General features: G+C 47.2%; 23 protein-coding genes. 13 read left to right on the top strand and 10 right to left on the bottom strand.

Annotated features, from left to right (window positions below; translation table 11 throughout):
- Positions 1-135: 135 nt before the first annotated feature.
- The 5 genes from LC094_RS21345 to LC094_RS21325 form a co-directional block, all read right to left on the bottom strand.
- Positions 136-390: a hypothetical protein gene (locus LC094_RS21345; protein WP_226554821.1), complete on the bottom strand. Its 255-nt coding sequence runs from the start codon at positions 388-390 to the stop codon at positions 136-138.
- A 232-nt stretch (positions 391-622) separates the two neighbouring features.
- Positions 623-946 (bottom strand): hypothetical protein, encoded by a 324-nt coding sequence (locus LC094_RS21340; protein WP_226554820.1) that lies wholly within the window; start codon positions 944-946, stop codon positions 623-625.
- Positions 943-1,257: a hypothetical protein gene (locus tag LC094_RS21335; protein WP_226554819.1), complete on the bottom strand. Its 315-nt coding sequence runs from the start codon at positions 1,255-1,257 to the stop codon at positions 943-945. The genes LC094_RS21340 and LC094_RS21335 overlap by 4 nt, the downstream gene beginning before the upstream one ends.
- 27 nt (positions 1,258-1,284) lie before the next feature.
- Positions 1,285-1,539: a hypothetical protein gene (locus LC094_RS21330; protein ID WP_226554818.1), complete on the bottom strand. Its 255-nt coding sequence runs from the start codon at positions 1,537-1,539 to the stop codon at positions 1,285-1,287.
- Positions 1,540-1,554: 15 nt separating this feature from the next.
- Positions 1,555-1,803 (bottom strand): hypothetical protein, encoded by a 249-nt coding sequence (locus LC094_RS21325; protein WP_226554817.1) that lies wholly within the window; start codon positions 1,801-1,803, stop codon positions 1,555-1,557.
- Positions 1,804-1,957: 154 nt separating this feature from the next.
- Between LC094_RS21325 and LC094_RS21320 the strand changes: the two genes are divergently transcribed.
- The 13 genes from LC094_RS21320 (at position 1,958) to LC094_RS21260 (ending at position 8,326) form a co-directional block, all read left to right on the top strand.
- Positions 1,958-2,608, top strand: coding sequence for a recombinase family protein (locus LC094_RS21320; protein WP_226554816.1), 651 nt, complete (start codon positions 1,958-1,960; stop codon positions 2,606-2,608).
- Between the two features lie 2 nt (positions 2,609-2,610).
- Positions 2,611-3,009: a hypothetical protein gene (locus LC094_RS21315; RefSeq protein WP_226554815.1), complete on the top strand. Its 399-nt coding sequence runs from the start codon at positions 2,611-2,613 to the stop codon at positions 3,007-3,009.
- Positions 3,010-3,251: 242 nt separating this feature from the next.
- Entirely contained in the window at positions 3,252-3,695 is a 444-nt protein-coding gene (locus LC094_RS21310) for a helix-turn-helix domain-containing protein (protein WP_226554814.1), read from the top strand.
- A 27-nt stretch (positions 3,696-3,722) separates the two neighbouring features.
- Entirely contained in the window at positions 3,723-4,082 is a 360-nt protein-coding gene (locus LC094_RS21305; protein WP_226554813.1) for a hypothetical protein, read from the top strand.
- Between the two features lie 24 nt (positions 4,083-4,106).
- Positions 4,107-4,457, top strand: coding sequence for a hypothetical protein (locus LC094_RS21300; protein WP_226554812.1), 351 nt, complete (start codon positions 4,107-4,109; stop codon positions 4,455-4,457).
- 10 nt (positions 4,458-4,467) lie between these two features.
- Entirely contained in the window at positions 4,468-4,695 is a 228-nt protein-coding gene (locus LC094_RS21295) for a hypothetical protein (protein WP_226554811.1), read from the top strand.
- A 10-nt stretch (positions 4,696-4,705) separates the two neighbouring features.
- The gene (locus tag LC094_RS21290; RefSeq protein WP_226554810.1) at positions 4,706-5,029 is read left to right on the top strand and encodes a hypothetical protein; all 324 of its coding nucleotides are present in this window, start codon (positions 4,706-4,708) and stop codon (positions 5,027-5,029) included.
- Entirely contained in the window at positions 5,026-5,658 is a 633-nt protein-coding gene (locus tag LC094_RS21285) for a hypothetical protein (RefSeq protein WP_226554809.1), read from the top strand. The genes LC094_RS21290 and LC094_RS21285 overlap by 4 nt, the downstream gene beginning before the upstream one ends.
- 199 nt (positions 5,659-5,857) lie before the next feature.
- Positions 5,858-6,349 carry a hypothetical protein gene (locus LC094_RS21280; RefSeq protein WP_226554808.1) on the top strand — a complete coding sequence of 164 codons (492 nt, stop codon included), beginning with the start codon at positions 5,858-5,860 and terminating at the stop codon, positions 6,347-6,349.
- Between the two features lie 27 nt (positions 6,350-6,376).
- A complete protein-coding gene (locus LC094_RS21275) occupies positions 6,377-6,565 on the top strand; it encodes a hypothetical protein (RefSeq protein ID WP_226554807.1) in 189 nt (62 codons plus the stop codon).
- A gap of 25 nt (positions 6,566-6,590) precedes the next feature.
- A complete protein-coding gene (locus tag LC094_RS21270; RefSeq protein ID WP_226554806.1) occupies positions 6,591-7,877 on the top strand; it encodes a DUF177 domain-containing protein in 1,287 nt (428 codons plus the stop codon).
- Positions 7,878-7,904: 27 nt separating this feature from the next.
- Positions 7,905-8,090: a hypothetical protein gene (locus tag LC094_RS21265; RefSeq protein ID WP_226554805.1), complete on the top strand. Its 186-nt coding sequence runs from the start codon at positions 7,905-7,907 to the stop codon at positions 8,088-8,090.
- Between the two features lie 11 nt (positions 8,091-8,101).
- Positions 8,102-8,326 (top strand): hypothetical protein, encoded by a 225-nt coding sequence (locus LC094_RS21260; protein WP_226554804.1) that lies wholly within the window; start codon positions 8,102-8,104, stop codon positions 8,324-8,326.
- A gap of 93 nt (positions 8,327-8,419) precedes the next feature.
- Here the strand turns inward: LC094_RS21260 and LC094_RS21255 are convergent, their stop codons facing one another.
- The 5 genes from LC094_RS21255 to LC094_RS21235 all read right to left on the bottom strand — a co-directional run bounded on the left by LC094_RS21255 (position 8,420) and on the right by LC094_RS21235 (position 12,872).
- Entirely contained in the window at positions 8,420-9,376 is a 957-nt protein-coding gene (locus LC094_RS21255; RefSeq protein ID WP_226554803.1) for an alpha/beta fold hydrolase, read from the bottom strand.
- Positions 9,377-9,390: 14 nt separating this feature from the next.
- A complete protein-coding gene (locus LC094_RS21250; protein WP_226554802.1) occupies positions 9,391-10,902 on the bottom strand; it encodes a hypothetical protein in 1,512 nt (503 codons plus the stop codon).
- 399 nt (positions 10,903-11,301) lie between these two features.
- Positions 11,302-11,643, bottom strand: coding sequence for a hypothetical protein (locus LC094_RS21245; RefSeq protein WP_226554801.1), 342 nt, complete (start codon positions 11,641-11,643; stop codon positions 11,302-11,304).
- A gap of 441 nt (positions 11,644-12,084) precedes the next feature.
- The gene (locus LC094_RS21240; RefSeq protein WP_226554800.1) at positions 12,085-12,591 is read right to left on the bottom strand and encodes a hypothetical protein; all 507 of its coding nucleotides are present in this window, start codon (positions 12,589-12,591) and stop codon (positions 12,085-12,087) included.
- Entirely contained in the window at positions 12,588-12,872 is a 285-nt protein-coding gene (locus LC094_RS21235) for a hypothetical protein (RefSeq protein WP_226554799.1), read from the bottom strand. Before LC094_RS21235 ends, LC094_RS21240 begins: the two co-directional genes overlap by 4 nt.
- Positions 12,873-13,264 lie beyond the last annotated feature (392 nt).

The following is a 13,264-nucleotide window of genomic DNA, read 5'->3' as shown; positions in this document are numbered from 1 at the left end:
GAACGGGGCGGGGCCGGAGGTTCCGCCTCGATCGGGCAACACAGAACCTCCCCGAAAACAAAAAATGGCCCCGCTACAAAAAGCGAGGCCAGTTAAAATCCTTCACCACAAAGGATAAAATTTTTCTCCGGGGGTTCAGGTGGAAGAATTACGGTCGCTTTCGCGGCGCAGCCTGATGTAGACCGAAAGAAACAGATAGGCGCAGACAAGAGCAAAGGCAGAACCCGCCACCATCAGATACTTACCCGCGCTGAACGCCGCCGCATAGTCCGGGTAGTTCAAAGCCATTTTCTTGCCGACTACAGCGAAGGCCAAGCTTACGCCCGACAGAGCGAGGAACAGTAAGCCCGTGTTTCTAAACCATTCCGGCGAGCGGTTTTCTTCGGTCATATCAGCCTCCTTAGGGCGTTATTTGGAAGTTTCATTACAGCATGGGCAAGGAAGCCCGCGCTGATTTTCTGTTACAGTCCAGCGGTCCTCGATCCAGCCAGTGTCGTGACCGCAGCAACTGCACTTAAACCTGATCATACCGCTGCCAGCATCTTTAACTCGCATCCGAATGGTGCGCGGCTCTCGCGGCAAATCATCCTTATCGAATAGCAGTGTGGACATTAGACATCCTTCACTCACGTTGCCCAATTTTGTAGGATTGAAAGGCTATGTAGAGCGTTAGAGTACAAGCAACCGCGAACAGTGTTGTTCCCAGAAAGCTAACCACTGAAGCCAATCTTTCCGCAAATATCAAAGCGGCCCCAAGCTTCGCAAAAATCCCAAGCCCAAGAAGAAGAAACATCACTCTGAACTTCGGGCGCAATTCCTCCAGCTCAGGAACGAACCTGACCAATGCACCCATGAAGAAAGGTGCCAAAATGTATGGAAGAACAGAGGCCAAAAGCACTATCGCCCAGAGAAGGAGATACAAAATATACGGCGTGATCTCGCTCATTTGAGGCCCTTTCTAAGGTCGTATAAGACGAAGAACGGAATAGTCGGAACAAGTGCCGCGCCAACGATCACAACGCCCCACAAAACGAATTTCACAAGCGACCCTAACAGCTTCATCACAAGCAGGAGGGGAAACATAGACGCATCGTAAGGGTCACCCATCCATGTCGATCCGTGCTTTATTTCATTTACAGCGTCGTAAACCGAGTACAAGACTACAGCCCCTAGAATAAAACTGAAGACAACAGCGACAGAGACTTGCACTGCGGGACGCGACATCAAATCGTCAATTTTGGTCAAAAGATTTTTCAAAATGCTTTCCTCGGGCGTAAGTTGAAATTATGCGGCGGCCAGCGTTTCGCCGTTAAGTGACAGCTTAACCATGGGCCACTTGAAACATTGTTTCGAGCCATCACGACCGATGTACCAAACCATACGATTGTCTGTGAGCTGACCAACATCAACAAAATGCTGACCATCCGCATAATGATCATTGTGATATGGGCCAGCCGATTTGATCTCTCCGGTTGCCTCGTCACAAGTGATCCGTAACAAATCCTGACCCTGATCTTCAAATTTGATTTCGTAAGTCATTTTCGCCTCCCGGCGTTAGTTGGAATTTTCATCGCGAGCGGCGTTGACCGTCTCGATCAGGCTTTCACCCGGCTTGCTGAGGATGGCATCTTGAAGATCGAAGTCAGTTCGGGGCTTTCCTGCGGCCTTCCAAGACGCGACTGCCTCAACCCATGCCTCGTTTTCATCAATGTGGTTTTGCGCGATCTGGGTTTCAGTCTCGATCTCGGCGTCCGTCATCGAATTAAAATCGCCAGCAAATGCGCGCCATGCTTCGTTGTTCATTTCGGCCTCCGGGCATTAGTTGGAATTGGAAAGCAGCTTTGCTCTCCCTATTTCCAACACACTATTCCAACACTTATTTCATTGCAATAGATAATTCCAACTTATCGTTCCAAATGTTCTTTCCGAGTGTGTCAAACTGTGCTAATTCAAAGCAATGACACAAGAGAAACCATCCTTGCTTTTCGGGTATGCCCGCGTTTCGACTGAAGACCAAAGCCTCGATATGCAGATTGATGCGCTGGTCAAATTTGGCGTCGAGCGCGACAGAATTTTGACAGATCGAGCGAGCGGCAAAACGATCTCTGGAAGGTCAGGGTTTAGGAATGCAATGAAGGCTATGCGCCCAGGAGCGGGCCTTGTTGTGTGGAAACTCGATAGGCTAGGTCGCAATTTGTCTGAGTTGATTCAGACAGCGGATCTTCTCCGAGAGCGTGGGGCACGTCTGATTTCTTTGACCGAGAACATCGACACTGAAACAGCTTCAGGGAAGCTCATGTTTCATATGATAGGCATGTTTGCTCAGTTCGAGAGAGACATGATTTCTGAGAGGACAAAAGCGGGTTTGGCGGCGCGTCGCGCGAGGGGAACGAAATTGGGGTGGCAAAATCCTTTCGGCCCTGAGCACGAGAAATGGGGCGAAGTCGTTGACCTTATGCGCCAAGGATTATCGTTTGTGGAGATCGCGAAACGGATCGAAGGCGTAAGCAAGTCCACGCTCTACAATAATGCTGACGATTTGCGGGCTGCGGCTGCGGTGCTTGATGCCTCGGAACTGAACCACGAAACTTCCAATAAAGGTGAGTAAAAATGAACGCATCTTTTCCCAATATATTATTTGTTGTTCCTATACCTATAATCATACTTCTAATATCATGGTTCTTTGAGTTGCGCTTTAAACGCCTAGAAAAGGTCCGCGCTCATCTAGATTCCGCAAACACAACAGAAAATAACTCCGTCCCGAAACCAGAATGGTGGCGTGAGTATTTTAGGTTATCTGGCACAAAACCAGATGATGAAACTTCAAATTTTTTCTACGTCTCTCTCATCGAGGAAATGAAACAAACAAAGGCCGTTCAGAATGCTTCTGATCAAGGCATCCTCTTCGAGGACTTAACAAAAGAAGAGCGTCAGAGTTTGATAGGGTCAATTCATGTTGATCAAGAAATGCACGACAGCGCTTTAGCTGAAATAGCTTCATATGGTTGAGAATTCCATGAAAGGTGCGGACTAATGGCTTTGTTCCAATCGACAGAGGACCATATTTGCGACGACTGCGGTGCAGTTAACGTGGTGAGCTTCACAGATTACCCAGACAGGGATCGTTACACCGTCGATTGTGCGGGCTGCGGCCAAGTTCTGTTGTCGGGCAAGGGGAGCAGATTTTACGAAAGCTCAGCTCTAAAAGACCATTCCAAGAAAGGTGCCCCCCAGGGCGAGTGAGGCCGACAATGAACAATACGAAGAAACGCCATTTGACCATCCGGCATAAGCTAGCGCTTAAGGGGAGTTCATTTTCGGAGATCGCAAGGTCTCTTGGTGTGTCGCATACAACAGTGACTGCGGTAAGTAATGGGAGATCGCGCTCACTACGGGTTGCCGACGCAATTGCGAATAAACTCGGGACGACGCCCCATGTGCTTTGGCCCGAAATCTATGCCGAAGATGATTTGAGTGCTCATGTTGATCATGTTGAAATTCATAGAATTGAACAACTCTACTTCTATGATCTGAGCGTTTCGGTCACGGATATTTGTCGAAGATTCAATGTTACTAATTATTATTTAAAGAAAAAATTTGGCAACAGGCCAGTTAGAAAAAAAACCGAGCAAATATCAATGAGAAGGAAAATTCCAAGTGACCTTTTGGATTCCGATTTTGATGCGTTCGAATGATCAACCATTCCAAGAAGGGTGATGGTGATGGGTAGATCAATTAAAGGCCATCCATTTCAAGAACGGCTTAAGGCTGTGCCATTGAAGATGGCAGCAAGCTTCGTTTCTGACAGTGCAGTCGAAGACGCCGATAAAGCGACACGAGCAAAAATATTCCGTGAGTTTGGACGACTTGTGATTGGCAAGCATAAGGAGCGCCGAAAGTACGGGTTCAACAGTGACCCTGGGGGAGAGATCGCGCGAGGCTTGGAGCAAGCATTTCAAGCAGGGCTAAAAGCTGCATCTCACGATCAAGAAAAACCTGTGAACCGGCGGAACTCGAAAACTGATAATTCGGAACAAAAATTGGGCCCACCAGAATTTTGGAAATTTAGCGATGAAGAGTGATACTTCCAAGAAAGGTGCGGACAAATGATCTCGATAGACTCAACAGCGAGCGACACGGCAATTGAAATTGAGGCCCTGAAGCGAACCGCCGAGAACATGCTGGAGCTGGTGCCCGGTGATGCGATTACGGTTTCCGGCCCGGCAGCCGACTGCCTCAGAGACAGCCTGCGGGGGACTGTCATCGAGGCGGATTTGCAAGGTCTCTGTCATCGAGGAGGGGTCAATCTCCTGACGGGCATCGCTGAAAGGCAGGTAGCGACCGAGGCGCTGTCCTGCCTGCCGCACGATCAGCTCGAAATTGTCAAAGGATGGCGATCAGATGCAATTGCCGTCCATTTTGTCGATGCGCGCGCCGTGCGTCCGACACTTCCATGAAAGGTGCAAAATGATCAAATTCAATCAGGGCGAATTTCCTATTTATCTCGCCAAGCAACACATCATTGCTGTGAAGCCTAACCTAGACGGAGAGACCTTAATCGTGACGACAGCAGCTCATGGGCCGCGTGTTTCCCCTCAAGACCTGATCGACGGTGTTGAAGAACAAAGCGCGTCGTTTGTCGTCAACGAAAGTATTGAGGAAGTCATTTCTGCTATCGAAGCAGATTCCAATTGAGGTGCATAACATGAATACGGTCCCACTCACACATACTACTGTCTCACCGGAAGGGTGGCTTGATCTCGCTGAGAACATTGAGAGCTATCGCGAGCTGAAACATGCGCCGCTCGATAGCGACCTTTCGGTGGCGCTTGAAATCGCTCACAATATGGCTCTTGTTGCGCGAAAAAGGGGAGTCCGAGCCTACACGGAGCACGAGGTTCGACAGGCTGCAAAGAGAGAGCTTGAACCGGGACGAGACCGCCAAGGGATCTTCGATAAACTGGCGGCACTTCCCTTCGTTGAACTTCTCGATCTTGGCGGGGTTCGCGCCATCCGTGTATTCGTATGACGCCCCTTTCAGAACTTCTGAGCGATGCCGTCGCTTGCCCTGTGCCGGAAATCGAGATCGAGAAGGCTCTTCACGGTTCCAATCCAGCCTTTACCGCTCGCTTTCGTGGCGTTGCAAAATTTTGGCTTCATCACGTTGCAAAGCCTCTGAAAATGCCAACTCACACTGTAATTAGAGAGGTTATCGCTGAGATCATGAATGATGGAGCAGAAACCAAACTGCAACAGATGTTGCGGGATGCTGTTTCAGAGCCGTTGCCTGCGTTTGATGCAGACGCCGACGATGGAACTCTGCAAGCCATAACCCTCCGCCTTTCACCAGTTGAGCGGCATTGGGTGGAACATCGGGCCGCAGCATTGAATATGCCTGCGTCGGTATTTGTCGGATTTCTAATCCAGCAATACGCGAAGGCTGATTTGGCTTCCATGAAAGGTGCAGAGATGGGAAAATCACACTGCGATCATCGGGTAGTGCTCCGCGACCAGGACGGCAAAATTGTCCTCGATCTACCGTTCGACAGCTTCGCCTTAGCCAAGCCGGAATATGATCAACGGGTGTCGCACGTTCCTGCCGGCCACGAATTGACGATCCAGCATGGCGCCAGGATTATTTACAAGACTTCCAACTGAGGTGCAGCATGGCCGGGCGAGACGTGACATGGATTTATTGCCGTTGCGGTCACTGCGCGACCTTGCCCCGGCAAGCTGGTCTCCGGGATCAAATTCTACCGCGAGCGGTGTGTTCTCTTTGCGGCAGGCGCGAAGCTAATGATCTTCGTCACGGTTACATTGCTGCCGAGAGTGAGATTTCCAAGAAATTTGCTACTGAATGTTCTTAACCAAGCCTGAAGCAACAACTATCGGAGGGATGTTTAACGTCATGAGAAAAATGTTCCGTAAAAATTTGCCTTCTCAGCGACAACAAACTTTTGCCAACTCTCCACTTCTTAAGCAGCTTGCGTGCGAAATTGAGTTAATCATGGAGCCAACATCAGAAGAAAAAGCTCTGAAAAAAGAGATAGATTACCGCTTGCAAATTGCCAGTAGGCTAGAGGCTTGGCCTCTTTACGGTTTGGTTGTCCCTACAAACGGCTACCTTCTCGCCCGAAGTTATTTTCTGGATGAACCCCTTTTGGAAAACCTGCAAACCTTCCAGCCTTGGACATTATCGGCGTGGATCGTTCTCACTGCATGCTTGATTGTATCGCTCGTGATAAAGCGGAAGACTAAAGCGATTGAGGATCGCTACGACAAGCTTCGAAATGAAACAATTCAACAACGTCGGCGTCTTATGCGATCCTCGCTGACGGATGTTCAATGACACATTCCAAGAAAGGCGCCCCCCCACATGAACTATGTAATCTCATTTGACACGCCGTCGTCCCATGTTCTCGACAAGACCGGCCTAAAGAGCACCGGAAAGCTCGATGAGGCGATGAAATTCACAGACCATGAATCCGCGTTGAAATATATCGAAAAACACAACAAAGAAATTTCACAAGTTGGCACGGGCGCCGTGCCGTCAAAGCTATCGTGAACCATTCCAAGAGAGGTACGGATGAATGATTGATACTAAATATTCTGGGGTCTTGACATGCACAGTCGGGCGACAGCCTGTCACAGGTGATTTCGATAAGGCAATTGCTGACAATGGTGTGGAGGATGTCGTCAAGACCTGTTGCGAATTTTTCGTTAGTGCGCTGAAAAAACTCGGTTATGACTGTTCAGTCTATGAAGAGTTTTTTGACGAAGAGTTTATTGATGAAGAACCGTTGCCAAGCATAAACGAACTGCCGCCTTCAGACGACAGATTTCTTGTTCAAGGCGACTGGTTCAATCTTGAGGACTTAATTTACGACAACGACTATTTTCCGATCTTAGTGCGCATTCCTCCGATGAGCGCGGAGGAGTTTGGGAAATGCTGTAGCGTGATCTCGAAAGTTGTGTGTGCGACTTTTGAGGAAGATTTGGAGGCTGCAATCTGCAATGATCTAGCGCTTCCTACGGAAATTACATTATCAGGTCCACGCTTCGATATGAGCCGGTTTGTTTCAATCTTTCCAGAAGCGGCCATACTGTTTAAAGAGCGTCGTTTGGAGGACTTTAGAACAACGACGTTTCGTCAGCAGATGGGTAGCCGCATTTTGAGGGATTTGCGTCTGCTTGGGCGTGACAAAATTGGTGTTGGCAGCATCAAGAATTCGATGAGCAAGATGTTGAATTTAAGGAGCAGCGCCGCCAAACACCAGCGTTTTGGTGATGATTGGGTTCTAACCTTGGATCATTTCGACACAATACGGTTCCTGTTTGAAGCAGATGATAAGAAGATATCTGACTTCCTTAAGGGAATCTCTGATGCTTGTGTTATCAAGGATCAGCTTGGATCGAAAGGGATGACACCCAACACAGATCCCGCCATTGAGTTCATGCTGGATCGTCTTGCTATCGCTGCGGCGTGGGTGGAAAATTTGGGACCAAGATTGTCTTTTGCGGGCGACTTTCATAGCGAATTTGCGACACAAGAAAAAGGCATGACTTATGTTGCATTTCTGGATGACGAGCCGGTTATGATGATCTCAGACAGCTCTGGTTGGGTGTGTATACCGGATTTATCAGGAGAATCAGGTGAGCATATGCTAAGAGCTGATGGTTTCTCTATTTCGGATATTGACACGATCATTCCTCTTTTTGGTCTGGATCTCGCGGAAATACTGATCGTTTGCGACCTTGAAGTGGAGGATTTGCCTATTCGCTCTCGTGCGTTTGCAGCTGAAGTCGGTGTGTTAGCCACAATGCTTGTGGAGTCTGGCTTGTTCAAATCCGGCCAACTTGATGAGTTTGTTAATTGAAAGACTCTTCCGAGAAAGGTGAAAAAAATGACACTTAGAAAGCACGCTTTGAATGCCGCTAACATCGCTGACAAGCTCACATGGGCGACCAGGACACGAGAGGTTGACGGCATAAAAGTCATCTTCGTCCCATGCGAAGAAGCCGAGGCAATGAAAGATCAGCTTGTCTCAATTTCACACGTACTGAACGACATTGCCGACGAACAAGAATGAGGCGCACTGAAATGAGCACACTTATGCCGGTCCAATCCGATCCCCCTAAGGGACCACATGAAGCACACTTTCGGCGCGGCTATCATCATGGAGCTTTGGCGATGATTGAAGCGCTCAAGGAGGGGGTTTCAGCGGATGAGCTTGAAGATTTTATCAACGCCGAACTACGAGCATGGCGCGAGGACCACGCAGTCCCCGCGTTTCCTCCAGAGCCAAACAAGAGCAATCGCATTTAATTAAGCCTTCGCAGAATCAGCGGGATCAAATTCTTGCGCGCGCGTTGTGTTCTATTTGCTGCGCGCGTGCAGCTGATGCCAAAACTATTTCACTTATCTCGCAACGCTTTGGAAAAGATCGACCATAAAGTTAGTCGCTAATGTTCTAATATCCGGCTGTTCCGATAATATTTCATGGCGTGCGCCTTCGATAACCATGAGTTTTCCGGCCGACCAATTTTGAATCCGTTCACGTATTGTGCCAGTATCCACTAGCACCTCATTGTCACCATGAAACACAACAGCCTGGACATTTGGTGATTCAATTTTTTTTAATTCTCGCTCTTCTTTCAACGCTTCCAAAAGCCACCCCATGCTAGGTGCGCCAATTTGGCATTCAGGTAAACGCTTGGCCTGATCTACCATGTAAGAAAACATCACTTCATCGCTTGTTAACCTGTTGCCTTCGAATGGTACTGAAGCAACATAGCAAACCTCTTGTTGCGCCGCTCCACCCGGAGCAAATGCTTCTTCATTGCCAAACAATTTAGCCGCATAGGTTAGCGGCCAGACAACTGATCTCTCCACGCTGGACAAATTCAAGCCCCACATCGGCGCAGAGAATGCAGCTGCGGCGACAGGAAGTCCGTTCGTAAGGGCTCGCAACCCTATCAATCCACCCATCGAATGACCCAGCATGAAGAATGGCTCAGGGAGACTTTCTGATTTGGCAAATTTGATCATCTCATGAATATCGAGTTGATAATCAGAAAACCGGTCCACATGACATACAAACGGGTTCTTTGCTATCCGATCAGATAGGCCATGACCGCGCCAGTCCACGACAACTGATGCGTATCCAAAATGGGCCAATTTAGAAGCAGTCTGATCATATTTTTCGATGTATTCGGTACGGCCAGGGCAGATAAGAACTGTGCCTCTAGATTCAGATGTAGGAACCCATTTACCAATACGGATTTGCACGCCATCGCTGGCCTCGACCCAATACGCCGATCCAACAAAATGATTTCCTTCGGTTTCTTTTCCTATTGAAAATGGTGCTTTTTTCATTTGTCCCATAACTTTTAAAGAGTGGATCGAAATCCCTTTAGATCAGTGTCAAATATTGCATATATGCCCAACAAAGAGCTGAACAGAAGCAACCAAGTGAAACCGTTCACATTACCTACTAAAAGCAAATTTACGGTCATGATAGTCAGTACAGACCCTTTCCAAAAAAGTGAAAATGAACCTGCAAAAAAGCCTGTATTTCTAATTCTCTGTACACATGCTGTGAAAACAAACAGGCTCAAAAACACTAGAATTAAGCTTGTAAATCTAGCAATTGCTTTGGTTTCGAGCATAGCTACGCCTTCGCCCACGAAAATCGAGCTAGCGTCTCGATACAGCCACGACAAAATGTTTGGCGCATCCACAATTAGGTATGTCGATTGGAGGCGGATAAACGTACACAAAACCACGGCCAATAAAATTACGCGAAAAATATCCTGAAAGATGTCATTAATTGCGGCACGCTGTTTGTCCGTTAATTCAATGTTCCATCGCTCTGTTGTCATATCGGCCAAATCATCGCAGACGAGATACAAAATCAGCAAACTATTGAAATACACCCACATCACAAAACCAAAGTAGGCATATGCAACAAATGAGAGGATTATATTGCTCATAGCGTTGATTGCTTCAGGCCGCACAAGTGCCGCGATATTCCAATCGACCATTAAGTTCATGTTATTACCGGCGTGGTATGATTGAAGGTAAACACCAGCCCATTGAAGAGCGAATATAATACCAAAACTCGCAAAAAAAGTGACGGTAAACGCCAACCTAAAACCCGACGCCTTTTCTTCCCAGGGTGAAAGTTTTCCCGTCACGGTACTATTGAATAACGGCCTCCCTATGCCAGACCAAAGCGATAGTATTTTCGAAACAAGAAGTGCAATTGCCGGCAAAATAAAGACTGGCAAAACTGTCCAGCTGGGTGCCCAAAGAAAACCGATCTGCTTATCCATCCCCGCATAAGGGGAATAGGTCACACTCTCCACGCCGGCAATGAAGCTCAGAAATGCCAAAACACCGAAGCCAGTCCACAGAATGGCTGGTATTATAAGCGCATTTTGGGTGGCGAACATACCAATAGAAATTCCGACAATTCCTTTGAGAGAACCCTGCTCTTGCTGCTTCTCCTTATTCGCAATTTTCGTATCATTCGAACGTGCGTTTTTTCGGCGATCAAAAAGACGCGAACGGGATTCAAAGAGCTCTTTTTGCCACAAGCGGGTCGCTTCAGGATCTCCGCAGCCAAATATCACTGCTAGCCAGCGAATGTTCTTCGGAGAAATACCTGCATCATTTGTATCCTGAAACCACATCTGCACAGTCCGAATATCAATCCCCTTTTTGTTTTCAGGAATTGACTCGATCGCACTGGCTAAAAGCTCAGGCGTCCACACCTTCAGTGTTGCTCCATCTTTGTCTAATGGGAGCCCGGCGCCGAGACGAGCCATTCGCAAAAAAAGTTCTTTAAAATCACTCTCATCACAAGGGGGAGGAATATAGTGGAAACGAACTTTTTTCACGCTGTTTTCCGTATGTTTCTGTCATTACAAAATCGATACACGCCTGGCTAGTAGATCCTGGGCTGTAAAAATATCAAACAGAAACCAAACGCGTATTTCCTATATCCCTTTGTGTCCTCTCCATCAATATCGTTGCTAAATTTACGAAATTCGCACTCTTCTGAGCTCATAAGTCTCCATAAGCTCTATCAAGAGCCTCAACGATGACATCGTGATCATCAACAAATAGTTGGGTGATGTATTTGCTTTCTAAGCTCGAGGATTACCCCCGCAGCAGCCCAATCTTATTAAGACTGGGCTGCATCCTTATTCGAGCGCGGTGGCGGAAGAAATTAACTCGTGTGCTGCCTAGCCTGAAATACTAGAACCGGAGAACAACTTAAAATGTTTCTGCGCTCATCATCCAACCAGAATTAGGTCAGAACTATCACTGACCTTTAAAGCAACCTCCGTCGAAAAGATCACTTCTCCAGGCAATAGCGGCAAACTAACCGCGTCCAGACCAAGACTTTTCAAATTCGAAATCAAATCTTTGAAGGAGGTAAAAATAAGCGGCTGACACGCTATACCAGTCTCGATCCTATCCGCTTCGCCATCCATGAGCACAGACACCTCAAAGACTTGCAGAATATCACCGTCTGTCTTCAGTACCTCAGACATCGAAATTTTGAGTTTTCGAAACGAATGAAGCATTTCAGAGAACGTATTTCCTTCGACATCTTCTGGTAAAATTGATTGCATCTCATGCTCTCCTTATTCGCGCCAAATATCTCTAAACACCCGTGCTACACCAAATTTCAAAGGTGACCATTTTCACACGCCTGTTCACATTTCTGTGTCGGCATATGAATCGAGAATTTTCTTTTGGCACGAAACGAAATGAAAATAGGCGAAATTCAACGAAAGAAATCCAACTAATATATTGAAGATAATACATAAAAAACTAAAAAATTTCAAAATTTATTGCCTTGGGGCTATATATAATCCTAATCTAATTCTGTGAGAATCATCATCCTTATATTGGCTTGCGCTTGGGGAACCATTTTCAGCCCAATTGCTGGATTCTTGCTTGCGGCATATCTCCTTTTTTTAACATCCATTATGAATGGCAGATTCTTCATTGTCCTGTCTGGATTTTTCGAGAAGATTAGAATGCGATGATATTCCTAATCCATTATATATTTAAACTTCTCCGTGCTTGATAATGCCGTCTGGCGTGAAAGTTATGCTCTCGCTTTCATTTGTAATGGTGACCTGTGCGCCACTTGGGGAAACAGCGACGGACCTGTCTTCTGTCCAGTGAAACAGAGATCCGTCTGCGTCCAATATTGTAAAATCTGACACGGCCGCAGTTTCTGCTTGACGCTTCACTGACCCATCCCCGCGCACCTCGATCCAGTGATCATTAACAAAAATGCGAATGCGATCATCTGTGACTATGATGCCAGACCAATCAAGCCCCTGATCACGCCGAAGCACAATTTGATCGGGCTGAAATTTAATCTGCACATCCCTTTGACCTTCCTCACCCTTCACATCAAGAAAAGCTTCTTGATCTTTCACGGCCTTGTCCGTGACCCATGCAGTTGCATTTTTTGGAAGCCAGACATGAGGTGTTTTTCGTTTGCGATTTCTTGGGTCTTTATAGAACGCGATAAAGAGCTGTACGGATGTCCAAACACGTTTCATCGCGATTTGTCCTTACCTGACAGACGACGCATACGGCGGATACACCGTTGCATAATGGTCTGTCTCTCTTTCGTAAGAGCCTGCAATGCGGCTGTTTTGCGCTCTATGCGGATATGAAGTTTAGCTAGCCTTCTCAGTTCTGGCTCTTCAGCAAATTGCATCCAGTTTGGGCCCACACCAAACTTCTCAATTTTTGGATTGCCTTTATGATTAATCGTCTGATCCGATTGTACAGTCGGCTCCGCTGTACCCAATTGAGATGTCGAATGATCATTCATCATGAAAAACCTCGTCAAAAATCTCATCACGGTACGGATTTGCGAGACCAAACCGCGTCCCGTCCTGTTCGAAAAACCCAGTGGCGCCAAGGAACCATGCCCGATGCAATTCTGATCGCGCAATCATCCGACGCAAAAAGCGTGGCATTTGCCACCCGGAATATCCGGCAATAAAAATGAGAAAGAAAATCCGAGACATCACACTACCTCTAAGAGCCTCTCCTTATGCATTAACATTACTGTATTGCGGCGACCTAAACCAATGTTTTATTTGCCTTTTTCATGAATTGTTTTCTTGCAATGCTCTTCCCTGTGCGTTTGCTTCGAACCTTGAGCTTGGGAGCACAAACGGGCCGCCGCGCGGCCCAAACAAACATGGACCGCCTGACCCAAAG

Origin of the sequence: Celeribacter naphthalenivorans, from assembly GCF_020524585.1 — a bacterium.
In the GTDB taxonomy this organism is placed as follows: Bacteria; Pseudomonadota; Alphaproteobacteria; order Rhodobacterales; family Rhodobacteraceae; genus Celeribacter; species Celeribacter naphthalenivorans.
The sequence above is the reverse complement of the archived record's forward strand: the minus strand, read 5'-3'. Positions and strand labels throughout refer to the sequence as shown.